18 protein-coding genes and 3 tRNA genes are annotated in these 19769 nt (G+C 42.0%); 11 read left to right on the top strand and 10 right to left on the bottom strand.

Annotated features, from left to right (window positions below):
• Positions 1-22: 22 nt before the first annotated feature.
• The gene (locus HWN40_RS04685) at positions 23-442 is read left to right on the top strand and encodes a hypothetical protein (protein WP_176964652.1); all 420 of its coding nucleotides are present in this window, start codon (positions 23-25) and stop codon (positions 440-442) included.
• A gap of 73 nt (positions 443-515) precedes the next feature.
• Here HWN40_RS04685 and HWN40_RS04680 read toward each other — a convergent pair.
• The 4 genes from HWN40_RS04680 to HWN40_RS04665 form a co-directional block, all read right to left on the bottom strand.
• Positions 516-587: transfer RNA gene (locus HWN40_RS04680), tRNA-Gly, on the bottom strand.
• Between the two features lie 13 nt (positions 588-600).
• Positions 601-673, bottom strand: a tRNA-Phe gene (locus HWN40_RS04675).
• 69 nt (positions 674-742) lie between these two features.
• Positions 743-819 (bottom strand) — tRNA-Val (locus tag HWN40_RS04670).
• A gap of 213 nt (positions 820-1032) precedes the next feature.
• A complete protein-coding gene (locus HWN40_RS04665) occupies positions 1033-1482 on the bottom strand; it encodes a hypothetical protein (protein ID WP_176964651.1) in 450 nt (149 codons plus the stop codon).
• Between the two features lie 178 nt (positions 1483-1660).
• Between HWN40_RS04665 and lonB the strand changes: the two genes are divergently transcribed.
• The 5 genes from lonB (at position 1661) to HWN40_RS04640 (ending at position 9260) form a co-directional block, all read left to right on the top strand.
• Positions 1661-3562 (top strand): ATP-dependent protease LonB, encoded by a 1902-nt coding sequence (gene lonB, locus HWN40_RS04660; RefSeq protein ID WP_176964650.1) that lies wholly within the window; start codon positions 1661-1663, stop codon positions 3560-3562.
• A gap of 34 nt (positions 3563-3596) precedes the next feature.
• The gene (locus tag HWN40_RS04655; protein ID WP_176964649.1) at positions 3597-4928 is read left to right on the top strand and encodes a TldD/PmbA family protein; all 1332 of its coding nucleotides are present in this window, start codon (positions 3597-3599) and stop codon (positions 4926-4928) included.
• Positions 4929-4933: 5 nt separating this feature from the next.
• Positions 4934-6244, top strand: a complete 1311-nt coding sequence (locus HWN40_RS04650; protein ID WP_176966283.1) for a TldD/PmbA family protein — start codon at positions 4934-4936, stop codon at positions 6242-6244.
• A 149-nt stretch (positions 6245-6393) separates the two neighbouring features.
• Positions 6394-8430 (top strand): CHASE4 domain-containing protein, encoded by a 2037-nt coding sequence (locus HWN40_RS04645; RefSeq protein WP_176964648.1) that lies wholly within the window; start codon positions 6394-6396, stop codon positions 8428-8430.
• Positions 8430-9260 carry a response regulator gene (locus HWN40_RS04640; protein WP_176964647.1) on the top strand — a complete coding sequence of 277 codons (831 nt, stop codon included), beginning with the start codon at positions 8430-8432 and terminating at the stop codon, positions 9258-9260. Before HWN40_RS04645 ends, HWN40_RS04640 begins: the two co-directional genes overlap by 1 nt.
• Here the strand turns inward: HWN40_RS04640 and HWN40_RS04635 are convergent.
• Complete coding sequence (locus tag HWN40_RS04635) at positions 9250-10476, bottom strand: MFS transporter (protein ID WP_176964646.1); 1227 nt, start codon at positions 10474-10476, stop codon at positions 9250-9252. The genes HWN40_RS04640 and HWN40_RS04635 overlap by 11 nt on opposite strands.
• Before the next feature lie 67 nt (positions 10477-10543).
• Positions 10544-11401: a phosphatase PAP2 family protein gene (locus HWN40_RS04630; protein ID WP_176964645.1), complete on the bottom strand. Its 858-nt coding sequence runs from the start codon at positions 11399-11401 to the stop codon at positions 10544-10546.
• A gap of 67 nt (positions 11402-11468) precedes the next feature.
• Here HWN40_RS04630 and HWN40_RS04625 point away from each other — a divergent pair, with 67 nt between their 5' ends.
• Positions 11469-12491 carry a radical SAM protein gene (locus tag HWN40_RS04625; protein WP_246275977.1) on the top strand — a complete coding sequence of 341 codons (1023 nt, stop codon included), beginning with the start codon at positions 11469-11471 and terminating at the stop codon, positions 12489-12491.
• A gap of 102 nt (positions 12492-12593) precedes the next feature.
• Here the strand turns inward: HWN40_RS04625 and HWN40_RS04620 are convergent, their stop codons facing one another.
• The 4 genes from HWN40_RS04620 to HWN40_RS04605 form a co-directional block, all read right to left on the bottom strand.
• Positions 12594-13232, bottom strand: coding sequence for a hypothetical protein (locus tag HWN40_RS04620; protein ID WP_176964643.1), 639 nt, complete (start codon positions 13230-13232; stop codon positions 12594-12596).
• A 72-nt stretch (positions 13233-13304) separates the two neighbouring features.
• The gene (locus tag HWN40_RS04615; protein ID WP_176964642.1) at positions 13305-13709 is read right to left on the bottom strand and encodes a hypothetical protein; all 405 of its coding nucleotides are present in this window, start codon (positions 13707-13709) and stop codon (positions 13305-13307) included.
• Between the two features lie 2 nt (positions 13710-13711).
• Positions 13712-14917, bottom strand: a complete 1206-nt coding sequence (gene cas1 / locus HWN40_RS04610; protein WP_176964641.1) for a CRISPR-associated endonuclease Cas1 — start codon at positions 14915-14917, stop codon at positions 13712-13714.
• Positions 14914-15846 (bottom strand): hypothetical protein, encoded by a 933-nt coding sequence (locus HWN40_RS04605; protein WP_176964640.1) that lies wholly within the window; start codon positions 15844-15846, stop codon positions 14914-14916. Before HWN40_RS04605 ends, cas1 begins: the two co-directional genes overlap by 4 nt.
• Positions 15847-15987: 141 nt before the next feature.
• Here HWN40_RS04605 and HWN40_RS13625 point away from each other — a divergent pair, with 141 nt between their 5' ends.
• Genes HWN40_RS13625 through HWN40_RS04590 form a run of 4 tightly spaced genes read left to right on the top strand, consistent with a single transcriptional unit; the run spans position 15988 to position 19756 of the window.
• Entirely contained in the window at positions 15988-16122 is a 135-nt protein-coding gene (locus HWN40_RS13625; RefSeq protein WP_281361397.1) for a hypothetical protein, read from the top strand.
• Positions 16119-16760, top strand: coding sequence for a hypothetical protein (locus HWN40_RS04600; RefSeq protein WP_176964639.1), 642 nt, complete (start codon positions 16119-16121; stop codon positions 16758-16760). The genes HWN40_RS13625 and HWN40_RS04600 overlap by 4 nt, the downstream gene beginning before the upstream one ends.
• A 12-nt stretch (positions 16761-16772) precedes the next feature.
• Positions 16773-17102, top strand: a complete 330-nt coding sequence (locus tag HWN40_RS04595; protein ID WP_176964638.1) for an HNH endonuclease signature motif containing protein — start codon at positions 16773-16775, stop codon at positions 17100-17102.
• Positions 17099-19756, top strand: a complete 2658-nt coding sequence (locus HWN40_RS04590; protein WP_176964637.1) for a hypothetical protein — start codon at positions 17099-17101, stop codon at positions 19754-19756. Before HWN40_RS04595 ends, HWN40_RS04590 begins: the two co-directional genes overlap by 4 nt.
• Positions 19757-19769 lie beyond the last annotated feature (13 nt).

Genomic DNA, 19769 nt, shown 5'->3' with positions numbered 1-19769 from the left:
TAGATAAATAAGAGGGCAGCCCATGGTCTGGATAAAGATAAATGACAAAAGATACATGAATGCAGAGTTAATCACTTCATTTAGAATCACACCCAATGAAGTTACTGACAGGGTCGCCATAGTCTGCCAGTATGGAGAATTCCATGGAGAGACAGGACCAAAATCCATGGTGTTATGGATGACCTCATTTAAACAAAAATCCGATCCTAATCCCGTGGCTGCCAAGATCCGCAGCAAGAAAGATTCCAAATTCATGATAGGTCCTTTAAAAAAGGATAATGAAGAACATGATCCAAACTACAATGACAGGAATCGCGAAAGGATCAGTAATCTGGCAAAGGAGATCCTCACTGCCCTTATAACGGAACTGGAAAGCACCAAACAAAAAGGAGATTTTGTTTTCGACCTGGAAGCTTTCCTAGAGCCATATGAAGAAGGTTAAGAAATATCCAGAGATGGGAAAAACACTTAGTAGTAAACTTAGTAATAAAGCAAGTGTATAAAAAAATTGACAGTACACCAGCCGGGATTCGAACCCGGGTTCGAGCGTTGGCAACGCCCGGTGATAACCGCTACACTACTGGTGTATTTTGCATCAGGTGCCCAGACCCGGACTTGAACCGGGGACAACTGCCTCTTCAGGGCAGCGCTCTCCCAACTGAGCTACCTGGGCTTTTTGACCCGAAGCACCTTAATGCTGCTTTTACATTTAAACTTATCGAATCCTCAAAAAGAGGATTTGTGGTGGGCCCGCGGAGAGTCGAACTCCGGACCTCCGCCATGTCAAGGCGACGTCATAACCAGCTAGACCACGAGCCCATTTGTATTGCGAATACCTGTAAACACCGATACTGCATGTTCCATTAAAGGACATTACCGCAAGCATCAGGCGCTTAACAGCATCCCTCATAATGCATTATTGTTGATAAAGCTTTTGGGTTAAAGGGAATTTGTCCTGATTTGCTTATATACTGAAAGCTCACCGACAATATATATGGAAAACATAATACTAATTTTTGTTCATTCCATTGTTCATTCGTTGCTGTAAAATGTGTATGGTGTTGATGTTGCATAGGGTACGCGCCTTGAAGAGCCGTCAGGATACACGAGTGTCAGCACATCAACGGTCGCCCCGAGATTACGGGAATCATGCAGATAGAATTCAGAGTTCTGTCGGGAAATGTCTTCCACATAAAGAACTGCACGATTGTTCCCTATTTCTACAACTTCCACGTCCTCAAAATCAAAAAGTACGTTTTCCAGTGTCGGCTCAAGATTATAGCTGCCAAGCAACAGGACATATACGCGGGAGAAAACGTCGAGGTCATAATACAGAGTCACTTCTGCATCCGTTCCGGCAAATTCCACGGACATCTCCCTGAAATGGATATACTGTCCGTCATTGGAAACGGCATATCCTGTCATGGATAATGAAAAGAGCACAGTGATAAGTGCGAAAAGTAACAATGGGGCCAGTCTCATGATAGCTGATATACCTCCGCAATGATAAATAGGTTCTTATAGTGTGACTACATTAATTATTTATTAGTTTTTACCTGCAGGTACCTTCATATAATGATATTTACAAATTACTTAAAAACCGTCAAGTATATATTTTGTACGTACCTCAGAGAACAAACCTAAACTTTGTGAGTAGACTATGGAGAACGATACAACTACTTCTGGTGAAGAGATTGAACTCTATGGCGAATCTTTTGATACAACTGACTCCATTGATGTCCCAAAATTGCTGATAGATCAGATAATAGGACAGGAGCATGCAGTAGAGGTTGTAAAAAAAGCAGCCAGCCAGAGAAGACATGTAATGATGATAGGAAGTCCCGGAACGGGAAAGTCACTGCTAGCAAAGGCTATGGCAGAACTCCTGCCAAAGGAGGAGCTGCAGGATATACTCGCCTATCCCAATCCTGAAGATAATAACAATCCGAAAATAAGGTCAGTTCCTGCCGGAAAGGGCAGAGAGATCGTGATGGCCCATAAGATGGAAGCACAGAAAAAGGTCCAGTCACGAAACATGCTTATGATGATACTGGTGTTCGGTATCATAATATATTCATTCTATGTGGGCCAGCTTCTGTGGGGTATCATTGCAGCTATCATGATATTGCTGCTGACACGTCAGTTCATGCCAAAGGAAGAACTGATGATCCCGAAGTTGATTGTTTCTAATTACCAGAAAGAACATGCTTCATTCATCGATGCCACAGGAACCCACGCAGGTGCACTTCTTGGTGATGTAAGGCACGACCCGTTCCAGTCAGGAGGACTTGAGACTCCTGCACACGACAGGGTAGAGAGTGGAGACATCCACAAATCACACAAAGGTGTACTCTTCATTGACGAGATCAACACCCTCAGCCTGGAATCACAGCAGAGCCTGCTGACAGCACTTCAGGAAAGAGAGTACCCGATCACAGGTCAGTCCGAAAGGAGTTCCGGAGCACTTGTAAAGACCGAGCCTGTTCCCTGTGACTTTATTATGGTCGCAGCAGGAAACCTGGATGCAATGGAAAAGATGCATCCTGCGCTCAGATCCCGTATCAAGGGATATGGTTATGAGCTCTTCATGCGCGAATCCATGGAGGACACACCTGAGAACCGCAAGAGCCTTGTCAGGTTCGTGGCACAGGAAGTCATGAGAGACGGACACATTCCTCCATTTGCTAAGAGTGCTGTTGACGAGGTTATCAGAGAGGCACAGAGAAGAGCCGGAAGAAAAGGCCATCTCACCCTTAAACTGCGTGACCTTGGAGGTCTTGTAAGAGTAGCAGGAGATATTGCACACTCCGAGGAAGTAAAGATCGTCACAGACAAGCATGTACTTGCAGCTAAGAAGATGGCAAGGTCCATCGAACAGCAGCTTGCTGACAATTACCTGGAACGCAAGAAGGACTACCAGCTCTTCAAGAAACTTGGAGGAGCAGTAGGAAGGGTCAACGGACTTGCGGTCATGGGCGGAGATTCTGGAATCGTACTGCCGATAATGGCGGAAGTCACACCTTCCCAGTCCAGTTCCGAAGGCCGTGTTATTGCGACCGGTATGCTCAAGGACATTGCAAAGGAAGCTGTGCAGAACGTGTCCGCTGTGATCAAGAACGTCACCGGAAAGAACGTGATCAACCACGATATCCACATACAGTTCATAGGAACCTATGAGGGAGTTGAAGGTGACAGTGCGTCGATATCCATTGCAACAGCCGTGATATCCGCACTTGAAGGCATACCCATTGACCAGTCGGTCGCAATGACAGGCTCACTGTCAGTGCGTGGAGATGTCCTGCCTATCGGTGGTGTAACCTACAAGATAGAGGCAGCCGCCCAGGCAGGAATTAAGAAGGTAATCATCCCTAAATCCAACGAGGATGATGTCCTGATAGAAGAGGCTTACAGGGACAAGATCGAAATCGTACCTGTAACCAGCATAATAGAGGTTATCGAGCACAGTCTCGTAGGACCTGATAAGAATCGTATTGTGGAAAAGCTCCAGAGCCTGGCTAATTTCAAGCTTAATCTGGACCTGCCCGATGTAGTCCCTGTATAAAACAGGGACCTTACTTTTTTACGGGAGTGTGAATATGTTTGGAGTAGACTTTTTTGATTCGAAGATAATTGAAGGAACGACAACATCTATTGTTCTTGATAATGGTAACATTAAAGAGGTATCTGTCAACTACACCAGGGGGGCGGGTATCCGTGCCCTTAGTGGAGGGTCATGGGGAATCACCTCTGCAGACGGGGATTTCGACCTTAACAAAGCAATCAGAGCAGCAGCAGAACTTGCCCAGGGTATGGACGAGCGATCACCAAAAGAAAAAGTAGAGATGATGGAAGTCTCAAAACCTGTGGTGGATAACCTTCCAAAAGTAAAGATCGACCCCAGAGATGTTTCCCTTGAAGAGAAGGTAAAGCAGCTAAGTGAAATGGGAAAAAGAGCTGATCTGGATGGCATATCAAGTGTCAGTGCCGTCTACAGTGAATCCAACTACAAAATCATGTATTCTGATTCAACAGGAATCGAGGGAGAATATGACATCACCAGAACCGGTTTTGCCGTCAGTGCCGTTGCATCAAGGAACGGAATATACCAGGCAGGTCGTGAGAGCAGGTTCGGAGTCACGGGTTACGAACTTTTTGAGAAAAATGACGCTATGGAGCTTGCAGAATCAGCTGCAAAGACAGCCCTTGAGCTCCTCGATGCAAAACCTGCAAAGGGCGGAAACCTTCCGGTAATACTAGATCCCGAGCTTGCAGGTGTTTTTGCACATGAGGCAGTGGGACATGCATCCGAAGCAGATCTTGTGCTTGAGGGAAGTTCCATTCTCGAGAACAGGATAGGTCAGGAAATCGGATCACCACTTATCAATGTAATCGATGACCCTACTCTGCATGAGTACGGCTATTTCCCATTTGACGATGAGGGAGCGCAGTCCGAAAAGACAGTTCTGATCAAGGATGGGATACTTAATTCATATCTTCATTCAAGAGAAACAGCCGCAAAACTTGGCGGCACACCAGGACACAGCAGGGCACAGGGACATTCCAGGCCAATCGTCAGGATGAGTAATACTTACATCGATAACGGAACCTCGAAGTTCGATGAAATGCTTGAAGATATCGGTGACGGTGTGTACCTTATAGGCTCAAGGGGCGGACAGGTGAACACCGGTGAAGGAGTGTTCCAGTTCAATGCGGAAAAAGGCTACCTGATCGAGAACGGAGAGCTCACGACCCTGCTCAGGGACGTATCACTTTCCGGGAAGATCCTTGAAATACTCAACAATGTCAAGATGGTAGGCGATGATCTTACGATGAACTCCGGAAGATGTGGAAAAGGAGGACAACTGGTACCTGTGACAGACGGGTCACCGCACCTTATGGTTACCGAAGCTCTGGTAGGTGGTGCATGATGGATATGTACGAGCTTGCTAAAAAGGGACTGAAAGCCGCAACGGATTTCGGAGCGGAAGAAGCAGAGATCTTTATAATGGAGAACCATAAGACCTCGGTGGACATCCGCAAGGACGAGATCGAGGGCGCAAAGGAGAATATCTCCCAGGGGCTTGGGATACGCGCCATTATAAACGGAGCGGTGGGATTTGCGAGCACCAACATCATCAGCCGTATCGATGATGCGGCAAAGAGTGCTGTCAGCTCTGCCAGGGTCCGCGACAGTGATCCCGACTGGAAGTCATTGCCCTCCAACGGAAACTATCCGGAAGTTTCAGGTGTACTTGACAGTGAACTGGAACAGATGGAACTTGATGATTGTATATCCCGCTCTATGCAGATGATAGAGGGTGCAAAGTCAGTTTCAGGCATTGTGGTTACATCGGGGAATTTCAGCCGAAGCTCTGGCTCACGCCTGATAATGAACACCAATGGTGTTGAGATCGAGGAAAGCTCCACAGGCATCTCCGGCTTTACGGATGTTATTACCACCGGGGACAGTGTCTCAACAGCATATGACTTTGCAGTATCCCGCAAGAATGACATTGATTTTCAGGTTATCGGAAAGAGTGCTGCAAAACTCGCAGACAACTCAAGGAACGCAATATCCATTGAAGCACAGAGAACAAGCGTAATCCTGCATCCCTTCGCATTCTCTGACCTGCTGGGTAATGCATTCATGCCTTCCATAGATGCAAATAATGTACAGAAGGGAAGGTCAAACCTTACAGGCAGGATCGGAGAAAATATTGCCACCGAAAAACTGTCAATAATTGATGATGGGGTGCTTGACGGTGGAATCGAGACCGGCCGGTCTGATGATGAAGGAGTACCTTCACAGCGTACCACCGTTCTGGATAAAGGAGTGTTTAAATCATATCTTTATGATTCATATACCGCCGGAAAAGACAATGTAGAAAGCACGGGAAATGCTTCAAGAGGCTCATATTTCTCCACGCCTTCCGTGGGACCGAGGAACTTTATCGTGGACTATCCAGGCACTGACATAATCAAAGATACGGAGAACGGAGTACTTGTAAACACTGTAATCGGTGCCCATACTGCAAACTCCATTTCGGGAGATTTCTCCGTAGAAGCAAGAAATGCCTTTACCATCAAGGACGGAAAGATTGACAAACCCATTAAATCCCTGATGATATCAGGCAATATTTTCGATATGCTCAAAAAAATGGATGGTGCAGGCACCGATACCAGGAAAGTTGGAGGGGTGGTTACACCTTCTGTCAGGATAGAGGAAATGAGTGTCGTAGGATAATTTAAGACACTCAACTCCCTTTTTGAATCCTGATTTATATCGTGATAAAAACGATAAATATTTATACTTAATAAATCCTTTTTTCATTGAATTTTATAAAAAGTACTAGATGATATTTTCCTCTCCTGCAGTACCCGGGAAAGTGGATAATGACCTCACTACGAAAAAAGACTCTCATAATTATCGGTGCAACCCTTATAGGCCTGATAATCGTTCTTTACATGAGCTCCCAGGTAATTATCGTGAACAGTTTTGCCTATCTTGAGCAGGAAGAGCTGAAAAACGACGTACAGGGTGCAAGGAACTCATTGTACGCAGAGATGGAAAACATCGAGAAAAAAACAGTTGACTGGGCAGTATGGGATGAGTCATATGATTTTATTCAGCAGAGGAACCAGAGATATATAGATAGTTATCTCATGGATGAAACATTCATCAATCAAAGGATCAATTTCGCACTTTTTTACAATACTTCCAATGATCTGGTATATTCCAAGGGTGTGGATCTCTCCACAAACGACCGGACCCTGCCACCCAGGGACCTGATCGAACATCTTGAAACAAACAGTTATCTGCTTCAGCACGAGAACGGCTCGAGCAAAAAGACAGGCCTGTTATTCCTTACAGACACACCTATGATCGTCACATCTCAGCCAGTGATCAGGTCCTATGGCGATGATTCCATCGGCGGTACAATACTGATGGGACGTTTTCTTGATCAAGCGGAGATAAACCTGCTTTCGGATGAGAATTATCTGACACTGGATATTAAACATGCCGAAAATTCCAGCATGATCACGGAAGAGCCGGACATGATGCTTGATTCCGGAGAATACCTTTTCGTAAATCCTGCTAATGAGAGAATGATCTACGGAAGCATTATGCTTGATGATATATACGGCGAGCCTTCAATTGTCCTCGATGCAGGAGTACCCAGACGTATATACCAACAGAGTAAGGCAACAATGACTTACTTTATTATGATACTCCTCCTGTCCGGAGCAGTTTTCGGAGTCGTGACGATGTCCCTTCTTGAGAACTTATTCATTTCACGCCTCAACAACCTGAACAAAGAGATAAGATATATCGGGGAAAATCAGAGTTTTTCGAGACGTATATTCGAAGAGGGTGACGATGAGATCTCAAAACTCACGGTCTCAATGAACAGAATGTTCAAATCCCTGGAAAAGTCCGAAGAACTTATTTCAAAGAGAGATACAACAATTCGGGCAATTATTGAGGCAATGCCTGACATGGTATTCCAGATAAAAGAAGACGGAAGGGTTTGCAACTATAAGCTTTCGACCGATGAATGCCTCTACGAATCCCCGGACATCCCGCTCGATATCAAGATAGATGATGTACTGCCGCATGAGATTGCAGCCAGAGAAATGGAAATAATACAGGAAGTACTGAAAAATGGAAAGATGCAGATAATGCAGTATCAGTTGCCCGTAAAGGGAGAAGTGAGGGATTTTGAGGCACGTATTGTTGTAAACGGTGAAAATGAAGTATTGTCCGTTGTAAAGGATATCACTGAAGTAAAACAGGCAGAAGAAGCACGTAAAAAGGACATACTCTTAAAAGAGATACACCACAGGGTGAAGAACAACCTCCAGATCATATCCAGTCTGCTAAGGCTCCAGTCAAGGAAGTTCACAGACAGCGAAGTCGTCGAGGCTTTCAGAGAAAGTCAGCACAGGGCACGTTCCATGGCACTGGCCCATGAAAACCTCTATAACTCAAAGAACCTCGAGAACATAGACCTTCAAACCTACATACCTACACTTGTTGACTATCTTGTGAGTTCGTATGGTTTCTCCAGGGACAGTATCAAAATCAATATAAATATTAAAAACATTATATTTGGCATAGATACATCTATCCCCATAGGACTGATCATAAACGAGCTCGTATCAAATTCCCTGAAACATGCATTCAGGGAAGGTACGGGAGAGATCAGGGTGGAGCTGTATCCTGAAGAGGACGGTTTCGTCCTGAAAGTAAGTGATAACGGAGCCGGTTTCCCTGAAGATATGGATTTCAGGGATACCGACTCCCTTGGACTTCAACTGGTCAGTTCACTGGTGGAGCAGATCGAAGGAAATATCGAACTTGATAGAAGCCATGGTACGGAATTTACAATAACTTTCAAGGAACTATCCTACAAAAGAAGGGACTATTGATGACAGATGAAAGGATAATGGTCGTCGAAGACGAGAAAATAGTTGCTCTGGATATCAGGGATAGTCTTGAAAGCTTCGGATATAACGTACCCTGCATGGCTTCCACGGGAAAGGATGCCGTGGAGATGGCAAAGATACATAATCCGGACCTGATACTGATGGATATCGTCCTCAAGGGAGATATGGATGGCATCGAGGCCGCCGGGATAATACATGATGATTCTGACATTCCCGTGATCTACCTGACGGCATATTCGGACGAAAAAACAATAGCCAGAGCAAAACTGACAAGCCCCTTCGGACATATTTTAAAACCCTTTGAGACCAGGGAACTGAGAACCAATATTGAGATCGCACTGTACAAACGAGAACTTGAAAAGGAGAAGGTACAGGATAACCAGAACTGGATCAATTCCCTGATGAGCAATATAGGGGATGCGATCATTTCCACCGATGCACAGGGCAGAGTTGAATTTGTCAATCCTCTTGCACAGGCACTCACCGGCTATAAACAGGAAGAAGCTCTTGGAAAACCCATCGAGGAGATTTTCAGGGTCATATGTGAGGAAAACGGGAAAAAGGCCCCTGACCCCACCCGGAAGGTCATGAACGAAGGTGCATTCTACGGACTTCAGGATAAGACGGTACTTGTTTCCAGGGAAAATATCCGTACACCAATAGATGTTATCGGTTCACCCATCAGAAACAGCCACAATGAGATCACAGGTACAATTATCGTATTCTATGATATAACCGACAGAAAGAATGTCGAGAAATCTTTTTTGAACTATTCTTTTAACTACAACGACAATCAGGCTGTCAATCACTAGATGATTCAGGTTCCTGTATCACAGCAAGTACCAGTACAAAGGACAGCAATATCAGGATACCACAGATGTAGAAAGGAGTCCTGAAAGAGACATATCCCGCAAGTACTCCTCCGATCAATGGCCCCAAAGCCATGCCGGCTGCCTGTGAAGCTGTTATTGTGCTGACCCTGGAACCCACAGCAGAGCCACCAGTAAGTTCAACTGCCAGAGCCATAACAGGCGTTTCAACCGCTGCCATGGCTATACCCTGAAATGCACGCAGGATGATCAGCTGAATAATACTATCCACATATCCAAGACCCACAACTATCGGGACATTGATAAGAAGACCCAGGGCCACCATACTCTTTCTTCCCATGCTGTCAGAGATCACTCCCATTGGCGTCTGGAAAAGCACCCTTGATATCACATACGCCGAAACTGCTATACTCAGGGATAGCTCACTTGCATCCAGTCTGACCCTGTATTCCGGCAGGAAGGCAAAGATTATCATGATACCGACCATCATCATGAACATGGCAAGCGCGAGTATCCGGAACTGGATGCCGTTTGCAGATGATATGGTCACATTGCTTTTTTTTACGGAAGGATCCCGGGCATCCCTTACAAAGAATGTTATCAAAAAGGTGCTTATCAGGCCAAGAAGTGCGCATACATAGAATGCGGAACTGAAATCATAGTAATTGACTATGATACCACCCAGTATGGACCCGGTACCGAAACCAAAACCACGCAGGGAAGAGTATATACCTATCGCCCTTCCCCGCGTTTGACTTGTTGACAGATATGTTACCGTTGCAACTATCGCAGGAACCGTTGCACCCACGGTAATTCCCTGAATGAAGCGAAATAGAACCACATACTCGAACTCAGTGGTTCTGGCATATATAAAGGACAGAATAGTGAATCCGACCATTCCCGCAACAATAAATATCTTTCTACGATCAAGCCTGTCGGACAATCTTCCCATAAAGGGCTGGGATAGTGCATTGGACAGACCAAATACGGTTGCAACAATGCCGGCCTTTACAACGACCGGAGTGTCAGCAAAAAACGAAGTATTCAGATCTACAATATAAAGCGGAATCAGGAAGGCAAGCATTCCCGTACCAAGGTCTTTGAACAGCTTTGAAAAGGATAAAATATATAACTGCGGATCCAGTTTTCCTTTTTGAGAACCATATCCGGATCCAGGTTTATCGGATGCTTCTTCCATTAAGGCCTTCCTTCCATCGGGAATTATGATCAGAATATTAAACGAAGTTACTGCGGATTGAAGAGATTCATTTAAGAGTTTTCTTTCCCAGCGGCTCAAGCAAAACAGTCATCTTCCGGACTATCCTCTCCCTGTATCTTGTAGCCACATAGTAGCACAGACCCGCAAGCACGATTCCGCCTACGAAATCTATTATCCAGTGTATCCCGAGATAGAAGATCGTGAACTGGATAAGTAAAGCCAATACTACAGCCACTACCTTGAGTTGTTTGAGATCGGTCCTGAATACGATAAGCATCATGGCAATAATGGATAATGCTGCATGCAGGCTAGGGAAACAATTATCAAAATAAGGATCCACGCTGCGTAAACCCTCACTTATGACCGGATTGAGTTCGTACAGCAACGGAGTGACCGTGGGCAGAGTATAGCCTGTCACTTTCACAGGTGTAAAGATATAGAAAGGGAAGGCTATCAGATATGCCAGGACAACCGCAATGGAATATTCCTGAAGTACAGCAACCTTGCCGGTACACACCAGTACCACAAAGGTGAATATCAGCAGGAACGAGAAACCAAACAGATAGATGAAAGCACTGAAATATGTCAGGGCCGGGCTCATTATTGTCTGGAAAGAGCTGACAGTGTTCCCTTCCATACTAAAGATAAACTCCGCAAGCCTATAGTAAGGAGTTATATCCATTGATTCTGCGATCACTCCCTGCGATTTTACAAGCAGGTAAACAAAAGAGACTATGAGGAAATATGGCAGAACACTGTATGAAAAGAAATTGCCTAGCTTGTCGGAGATGGCAGAAGAATCATACAGGTTTCTGTATTTCTTTGGAACAAGAAAATAATATGCTAAAAGGTTAAGCATTATTACAACCGGGACCATTACTGTCATCAGGGCAATAGCTGTCATTTTATCATTTCGCCTAAATTTTTTAACCAGAGTTACTATAAATTAGTATAATTAATAAATAATGTTTATGCCTGAACTCTTTATGGACAGATACTCAGGAATAAAGGCCAACACACTTCCTGCAAGAAATATTATCCTGAGACACTTAGATGTTTCGTTCGAAACGGGTCTTAGGGAAGAGGAACTCTGGAATATACATGACAGAGGAATGAAGAGATACAGAAATCTTGAGAGAAAGATATTCCAGACGGGTAAAGCTGTAAATCTTCCTGAAGCTGAAAAGAACTTGCTTGATCTGAAGATCGAACTATCGGAAAGAATCATAAGCTACTGCCACCTTTGTCAGCACCGTTGCATGGTTGATCGCCCTGCAGGTGAGAAAGGGTTCTGCAGACTTACGGACGTATCACGATATGCTGCGGAATTCATGCATATGGGAGAAGAGCCACAGCTTGTGCCCTCCCATACGATCTTTTTCACAGGATGTGTCTTTTCCTGCGTATTCTGCCAGAACTGGGATATTTCCACACACCCTGAAAACGGCAGGCAGGTCATACCGGAAGAGCTCGCACATATTATAGACAACATGCGTGCAAAGGGTTCTGAAAATGTCAACTTCGTTACACCCACACCTCACCTGATGAATGTACTGAAAATCGTCAGAAATATAGAAGTCAACATACCGGTGATATGGAATTCGAACATGTATCATTCTCCTGAATCTGCGAAATTGCTTGAAGGGGTAGTGGATCTCTACCTTGGTGACTTCAAGTACGGTAATGACAGGTGTGCATTCAGGTATTCAAAGGTCAGAAACTACATGGATACGGTGGGGCAGAATTTTAAAGCTGCAGCCCGTCAGGCAGAGGTGCTTGTACGACACCTCGTCATGCCGGGACATCTGGATTGCTGCACACGACCGGTCATGAAGTGGATAGCGGAAAATACTCCACAAGCAAGACTAAATCTGATGTTCCAGTACAGGCCGGAGTATATAGCCTGCAGATATCCTGAGATCAACAGACATCTTACAAATGAGGAAATAAAAAAAGCTCTCTTGATCGTAAAAGAGGAAGGACTTGAGGGGTAATAGTAATAACCAAAAAACGCAACGCTTTAAAATTAATGATACATTTCAAATTTCAATACATATTAAAAATTTACTAATGTTGGATACTAAAAAAAGAAATTTTTATTTCCTTAAATAATAGTATTTTTCTAGCAGCTTAATCGTGTATGTTGCCATTAGATAATTCAGATGCATTTGAGGATAGTCTTGAATATTAATTTGCTCACTTAATTGAGTGAGATTTTTTAATCGAGTTGAGACTAAAAAATTAACAAAATCTTCATTTAGAGAATCTAGCTTACTGTAGCTAAGTGTACCACAAATTTCATCGAATGCTAAAACTAATTCTCCATACAAATCACTTTCAATATCACCATCTGGAATTTCTCCAAAGTGAAGCAAGAAACAAATTTCTTTTAGCTGGTTTATTACATTAACAGTTTCTTCATACTTATCAATTAAATCTATGACAATATCAACACATTCTTCCATGTATCTGTGTAATTGTTCATAGTCTCTAGTTCTTTTATCATAAAGAAAGTCTTCCCAATTACAATTCTTGACAACCACAATCCTGAAGGAGCCATCAAGTGAAAAGGCAGGATACCACCCTACATCAATTGTATAGCGAATATCTTCAATATCATAATTCACTTGGAACAAATCTTCGTCTAAATCTTGTTCATCAAGGTTTCTACCAAGAATATATTTTTCTGGATTATAGATAGGACTTTTTGATTTGAACTCTATGTCTTCAAACATTGAATCACCATTAAGCTACAAAATATCAAAAAACTCACTAACATATACTATATCCTTCCTAAGCTTCAATTTTCAGATTTCAGTATTGTTCTTGAGAGCGTTTATGTAACTGTCTGCCTTCTCAGGAGATAACTTTCCCATGAACTCATTAAGTTCTCCACAATCTCCATCAGCATAATTACCCCACAATAAAGGGGCTTCTAAATTAGCTACTACACTTGCAATTGTCTCATAGCTTTCTTCACAGTAATCATACCATTCAGACAACATAATAAATTTAGCCCATCTTGCTATATCTAATTCTGTTACTTCATTTTGCTTGTATTTCTCTAAAACACTTGTTGCGTGTTCGTTACAAATAATTATGGAATAGGAATATTCAGGCGGAGCAAATGAATTCACATCAATAACATTAGATAGCTCTTCCATTGAAATTGATAAATCCCTGTATTGTTTGATCATATGAAGACTATCCATTTTCAGCACCCACTCCACATCTCCAACCGTTCCCTCACATGAGCATTAAGAGTAAACGGTTTATCCCCTTTTGCATTTTTCTTCATGTAGTGTAGTGTTCCCTTAGAAAATCCCAATTCCTTCCATTCAGAATAACTGATAGCTAATATCTTCTTCCTGATTTCATCAGTATCCTGTCTTTCAATCACGTAAGAAGGATTAACAAAATCAATTTTCCTCTTTTTCCCATTCAGGTATTGAGCCAATTCCCTTGTTTTGAATAAAAGGACATATCTCCACATCATTGATTTCTCCTGATAGGTTACTTTCTTGTTCATCCACGTCTGGAACTCCTCTGTAAGCTTCTTAGCTCCACTTGGTCTGAGTCTGAGTGAGTAGTTATCAGTCCTGATAAAGTCCTTCTTTTCCATCCTGTCCGTCTCAATGAGGTTAATTACAGCTAGATCAACAAGGAATCTGAAAGGCTCTTGAATGTCATAGGCTAAACTGTTCTTACCTGATGCCATCTCATGCAGGAAGCCTACATGAACGTCCATACCAACCGCATTGATAGTTCTCATACACTCAGCTTCAAGGAGTGCATAGCCATAGTTAAGCATACAATTGACCATATCACCTGCACCACTAGGACGTGTTTTGTATCTGCCTGTACGGTCATCAAATTCGTATTTTTCAGGAATGAACTTTTCAAACTGAGTCCAGTAATAGACAGCAACAGCCCCCTCAACACCCATGACTTCCTTGATGTTACTTGCATCAGCAAGCTTGGAAGAGTCCTTTGAAAAATCGTTGTCAATTTCAGGATAGCGTTGTTTCAGGTAATCCAGAACTACCTGAGTCTTGTCAAACTTGGCTTTAATGAACTCCTTGGCAAGCTTTAGCCTAGTTTCCTGATTCTCATAAGCGTGATACTGTGCAAACTTGGTTTTGACATTGGTACTTTCAGGAGGGAGCATGGTTGTTAGTAACTTACCATCCCAATCCAGAATAGTGACCTGCACATTATGTTTTATCAGCCATCTGATAGAATCAATGGTCATATTCCCATTCTTACCATAGACAACTATATTGTCTATGTCTATTTTCTGGGGAGAAAAGACATACTTTTCTGGTTCTATGTCTGTGGTATGTCTACCATCCTTAATATGCAATTTAGACCCATTCACACGTGTGTCTATTCCGTGTCCGTTGAGCAGTAGGAGTTTCATTGGGAGTCACCCTCCCTCATTTTCTTTTCTGTTTCTGCAAAGGCTTTACTTGCTTTTTTCTCATCAGAGTGGTCTATCATTCCCAGGTGATCCATACACTTGTATCTAATGTTAGACACAAACTGAGCAGGATCATGTTTTCCTTCTTTCATTAACTCTCGTTCAAGATGGAATAGCTTGGAAGGGTTGTTTACAACAATCTCTGCAATATAGGCGGGATGATAATCTTCTTCGACTTCAAGAGGATTGGCTAGAGTGGTGGCATCCTTAACAATTTGATCAATAATCGACTCATCTTTGTAGTAACTCAATAGATAAAGAGCAACGTTTCTAATATGTCCACTTTTACCTTTTGGCTCTCCATTTTTGTCTAAAACGTCTCTTAGAGCCTGCAACAAAGACTCTTTATCCTGGGGTTCTTTGCCTTTATTAGTAATATAATCGGAAAGTGTCACTAAGAATCTGTTTATCAGTTCAGGATTATCTAAAGCAAGGTTTTGCACAAGCAAATCTAACTGACTCTCATCAAAAGAATACATCATCTCAAGACGATTTAGTTCTTTCAAAGCCAGTTGTTTGTCAATATCATCACCATTTATTAAAAGATCGAGGACATCGTCAATATGTTCTTTAATTTTTAATCCTTCAGGTGTGAACAGGTACTTTGCTCGTTTGTCAGTTACCTTAAACCCATATTTATTAAGATCCTCATAACCTAAACTAAGGATTTTGCCTGATTCAATTAGCTCTTTTAGTCTTCTGTTAAGGGTAGGCTTGCTATATCCAAGGTCTATGATTTCTTCTCCCTTTTTATTAAGGGTGGTATGTTTTTTTATAAGGGCATCAATTAAGTGTTCCCTACGCATCTTACCGTTCTTGTTTAAATAGGCTATAACCTCTTCCTCGAATTCGATATCATCTTTTGACATACCCTATATCCTCACTTACTCTTAATGATATCATAATTGTTATAGTTTATATCATTTACTCTAAATTTACTATTATTATAGTTATCATTGTTAATATCAATAATTATATCATTTTATTAATCACCTAATAAGGTGATTGAAATGAATAGCAGAACAATAGCAACTTTGTCTCCTTACCTAAAGGAGAAACTTGAATTGATGTCAGACTATTTCGGGTGCTCTCAGGCTGAAGTTGTCAGAATAGCGCTTATGAAACTCTGGGAGGCTGAGAAGTGAGCAGACCTGAGTTTACCAAGGATTTCAGAACCTATGGTCAATGGCTCAAGGCTATGCCCAGAGATACCAGGTATGCAAAGGAGATCATCAGAAAACACAAGATGTTTCCAGACAAGAGTCTGAAGCAACTCAGAGACCTTAAAATAAGTGACTATGACCTTTCTAAAGCAGGATGGGAAACTCTGACATCTCAGCAAAGAATGGAGAGGCACAGGTCACTTCAGATTCTCAGAGCCATGAGAAAGGGTGCAAGTCTCAACCAAATGACAGAGAAGTTTGGGATGAAAAATAAAGATGCAGTCAAGCTTCTGGGACGTAACCTGTACAAAGAGAATGGAAGATGGAAGGCTACAAAAAACGATAGTCTTGAAGTTGAGATGAGGTTTTATGATCGAGACGCGGGTCATATAACGATAGTAACGCGGAATTCTAAAGACCGTTATTTGATCGCGGAATACAAGGACGCGGTTGATAGAACACTGAAAGGTGGTGATACATCCCGATTAAAGAAGTTCGAGGGCGTTAAGATTGTCGATAACGCGGGAAAGGAGCATTCATTTGAAACGCGGTTAGACCGCCTTTACGATATCGAGGAAGCTCAGGTTGAAGGTGAATTTCAGGAATTATATGTTAATTGAGGAGTGGTAACTATGAACAAAATTGAGTATAAGAGAAATATGAAAAGGCAAAAATTGGAAGGAAGAACAGCACTTAGGTGCATTCAATGTGGTGAGGATGACCCTGAACTGATAGAATTACATCATGTTTATGGAAGGAATAATTCAGAAGAAACAGTTCCCTTGTGTAAGAACTGTCATTTCAAGGTCACAAAACAGCAAAATAAACTACCTCGTAAGGTTAGATCAAGTAATGCTTCACGTGAGGATAATCTAAGGTTCATCCTTGTTTCTGTAGGAGCATTAATGGAAGGTCTGGGTAAACAGCTTCGTCTCATTGGTTTGGAGGCTGATTCAATATGAGCAAGATAGCTGTAAGGGGCTATACTGTGAAAGTAAAGAATCAACAGTATAACCCTTTTTACAATAACAATCTTCAATTAAGGCATGATAGGATATTTGTCTTTGATACTGAAACCACGATAGACCAGTATCAGAATCTGAAGGTTGGTTTCTTCCAGATATATCAAGATGGCTATATTCAGCATGACGGTCTCTTTTATAATCATCAAATGCTCAACGATAGAGAAACAAAGACCCTTCTAAACTATGCCAAAGAACAAGACATAGAATTGTACCTTTGTGAAGAGTTCGTTGATGATGTGTTTTATCCAGAGGTATTTGGATTAAAAACACTTTGTGTAGGATTCAACCTTTCATTTGACATAAGCAGACTGGCAAAGTTCGGTAATAATTCTAAGGCAAAGAACAGAGGAGGATTTACATTCACACTTTCAGATAACAAATTCAACCCTCCTATCGTGATCAAAAAACTTGGAGCAGCTAACAGTTCCAAGTTCACAACAATGTGGAATCAAGACGATGAGTATTTTTCAGGACATTTTCTTGATGCTCAAACGCTTGCAGAAGTCCTGCTTCAATATCATCATATATCCCTTGCAAATGCCTGTGAATTGCTCGATACAAGACACAAAAAGATGAAGGATATTAAACACGGTACTGTTACCAAAAAGTATCTTGATTATCTGATAAGGGATGTAGAGAGTACTTTTGATGTATATGAAGGATTGATCAATGAACTTGATCTCTACAATATTGATGTTCCTCCAACCAAAATATACAGTCCTGCTTCTCTTGGAAAATACGCTTTGAAGCAGTTGGGAATGAACTCATTGAGTGAACGGAATTTTGATTTTCCCGATAATATGAAAGGTCAGATAATGACCTCATATTATGGAGGTAGGTGTGAGTGCCGAAATAGGAAAGTTCCAACAAAAGTTACAACTCTTGATTTTACAAGCATGTATCCAACGGTTACAATGGTAATGGGTCTATGGAATCTCATGATTGCAGATTACATTGAAACACAGAATGTAACTGCGGAAATCAGAGAGTTACTGGAAATAGTCAATCTGGGATATCTGCAAAATGCGGATAATTGGAAAGACTTTGTTGTAATGGTTAAGCTTCGTCCTGATAGAGATATATTACCTGTGAGAATGGATTACAAGGAAGATAATGGTTCATTTAATGTTGGTGTCAATTATCTTTCCTCAGAGCATGAACTATGGTATGCATTACCTGATGTCATAGCTTCTGTAATTCTCACTGGCAAAGCTCCAGAGATCATTGAAGCTGTCAGATATGTTCCAATAGGCATTCAGGAAGGATTAAGAAGGTCTCAGATACTTGGAATTGATATTGATCCTGAAATGGATAATCTTGTTCAGGTTCTTGTTGAGGAAAGACAAAATATCAAAATTCAAATGAAGGGCATTGATTCAGAAAGTCCAGAGTATCAACAGCTAAAGAGCAGAGCACAGGCAATTAAGATACTTGTAAATGCCATGAGCTATGGGATATTTATTGAGCTTAATCCAGAGGACAGGAAAAGTGACATAGAGGTTTACGGACTTGACTCTTTCAGTACATCACAGAATAGGTATGAAAAGCCAGGTAACTTCTATCACCCTCTATTAGCAGTTATGATTACCTCTGGATCAAAGCTGTTTTTGGCAATGGCAGAGGCAAAAGTAGAGGATTTAGGGGCTAGACACTCCTATATGGATACTGACTCTATTTTTGTACCTCCTGAATATGCAGAGGATATTACAGAGTATTTCCAACCTCTAAATCCCTATAACTTAGATATTCCATTGCTAAAGCCTGAAAAGGTGGATTACTGGTTTTATGGAATCTCATCTAAACGCTATCCATTGTATAAATTCAGAAAAGGTAAGATCATATTCAAGGATTACAAGCTTCATGGATTAGGTCATCTGACAAATCCTTTCTCAAAGGATGGAAAAGGGGACTGGCATGAGGAAATATGGGAAGATCTACTGCAATTAGAATATGATATGATTAGTTCTAGAGATATTGTGGAAAAATACAGCAACATGTATGCTATCTCAAAGCTTGCTGTTAGCACTCCTAATGTATGGAATAGGTTCAAGAAGCTCAATAAAGGCAAGTCTTGGAAGGAAATGATTAAGCCTTTCAATTTCTTTCTTGTGGGATTTCAGGCAGTAGAAAAAGATGGCAGAGCAATAAAACCGCTTGCTCCTTTTTGTGACAATCCTCAAAAGATAGTTCATGAACCATTCATTGATTATGAAACAGGAGAGATCATGCAAGGGTCACACTACTTCAAATCGTTGAGTAAAACCATATTGCAGTATGCAGAGCACCCAGAACATAAGTTTGAGGGTGATATTGGACTTCTGGAAAGGAGACACATTCATGCAGATGGTGTCCTTTACATTGGGAAGGAAGCCAACAACATTGATGAAGAGGAATTAGAGCTTCAGAGAGCACAGACCTTCATTGATGAGGAAGGTATCAAGCAAAAGATACTGGCCATGACTCCAAAAGAAGCAAGGAAATATGGAGTTATGGAGAGGAGCACTCTCAAGAGGATGAAGGACAGGATTAAAAGTGACAAGCCTTTTAATTTCTGGACAAAGGAAGTGAGGAAATTGGTAAGTGTCTTTTGACGCTTACTTTTTT

The sequence above is a fragment of the Methanolobus zinderi genome, assembly GCF_013388255.1.
GTDB lineage: Archaea > Halobacteriota > Methanosarcinia > Methanosarcinales > Methanosarcinaceae > Methanolobus > Methanolobus zinderi.
Note: the sequence above shows the minus strand (reverse complement) of the source record. Positions and strands in the feature narration are given on the sequence as shown.

What these genes read in the sequence shown, in the direction of transcription:
- HWN40_RS04685 (WP_176964652.1), top strand. Translation starts at nt 23, where the DNA reads ATGGTCTGGATAAAGATAAATGACAAAAGATACATGAATGCAGAGTTA.
- HWN40_RS04665 (WP_176964651.1), bottom strand. Translation starts at nt 1,482, where the DNA reads ATGAGACTGGCCCCATTGTTACTTTTCGCACTTATCACTGTGCTCTTT.
- lonB (WP_176964650.1), top strand. Translation starts at nt 1,661, where the DNA reads ATGGAGAACGATACAACTACTTCTGGTGAAGAGATTGAACTCTATGGC.
- HWN40_RS04655 (WP_176964649.1), top strand. Translation starts at nt 3,597, where the DNA reads ATGTTTGGAGTAGACTTTTTTGATTCGAAGATAATTGAAGGAACGACA.
- HWN40_RS04650 (WP_176966283.1), top strand. Translation starts at nt 4,934, where the DNA reads ATGTACGAGCTTGCTAAAAAGGGACTGAAAGCCGCAACGGATTTCGGA.
- HWN40_RS04645 (WP_176964648.1), top strand. Translation starts at nt 6,394, where the DNA reads ATGACCTCACTACGAAAAAAGACTCTCATAATTATCGGTGCAACCCTT.
- HWN40_RS04640 (WP_176964647.1), top strand. Translation starts at nt 8,430, where the DNA reads ATGACAGATGAAAGGATAATGGTCGTCGAAGACGAGAAAATAGTTGCT.
- HWN40_RS04635 (WP_176964646.1), bottom strand. Translation starts at nt 10,476, where the DNA reads ATGGAAGAAGCATCCGATAAACCTGGATCCGGATATGGTTCTCAAAAA.
- HWN40_RS04630 (WP_176964645.1), bottom strand. Translation starts at nt 11,401, where the DNA reads ATGACAGCTATTGCCCTGATGACAGTAATGGTCCCGGTTGTAATAATG.
- HWN40_RS04625 (WP_246275977.1), top strand. Translation starts at nt 11,469, where the DNA reads ATGCCTGAACTCTTTATGGACAGATACTCAGGAATAAAGGCCAACACA.
- HWN40_RS04620 (WP_176964643.1), bottom strand. Translation starts at nt 13,232, where the DNA reads ATGTTTGAAGACATAGAGTTCAAATCAAAAAGTCCTATCTATAATCCA.
- HWN40_RS04615 (WP_176964642.1), bottom strand. Translation starts at nt 13,709, where the DNA reads ATGGATAGTCTTCATATGATCAAACAATACAGGGATTTATCAATTTCA.
- cas1 (WP_176964641.1), bottom strand. Translation starts at nt 14,917, where the DNA reads ATGAAACTCCTACTGCTCAACGGACACGGAATAGACACACGTGTGAAT.
- HWN40_RS04605 (WP_176964640.1), bottom strand. Translation starts at nt 15,846, where the DNA reads ATGTCAAAAGATGATATCGAATTCGAGGAAGAGGTTATAGCCTATTTA.
- HWN40_RS13625 (WP_281361397.1), top strand. Translation starts at nt 15,988, where the DNA reads ATGAATAGCAGAACAATAGCAACTTTGTCTCCTTACCTAAAGGAGAAA.
- HWN40_RS04595 (WP_176964638.1), top strand. Translation starts at nt 16,773, where the DNA reads ATGAACAAAATTGAGTATAAGAGAAATATGAAAAGGCAAAAATTGGAA.
- HWN40_RS04590 (WP_176964637.1), top strand. Translation starts at nt 17,099, where the DNA reads ATGAGCAAGATAGCTGTAAGGGGCTATACTGTGAAAGTAAAGAATCAA.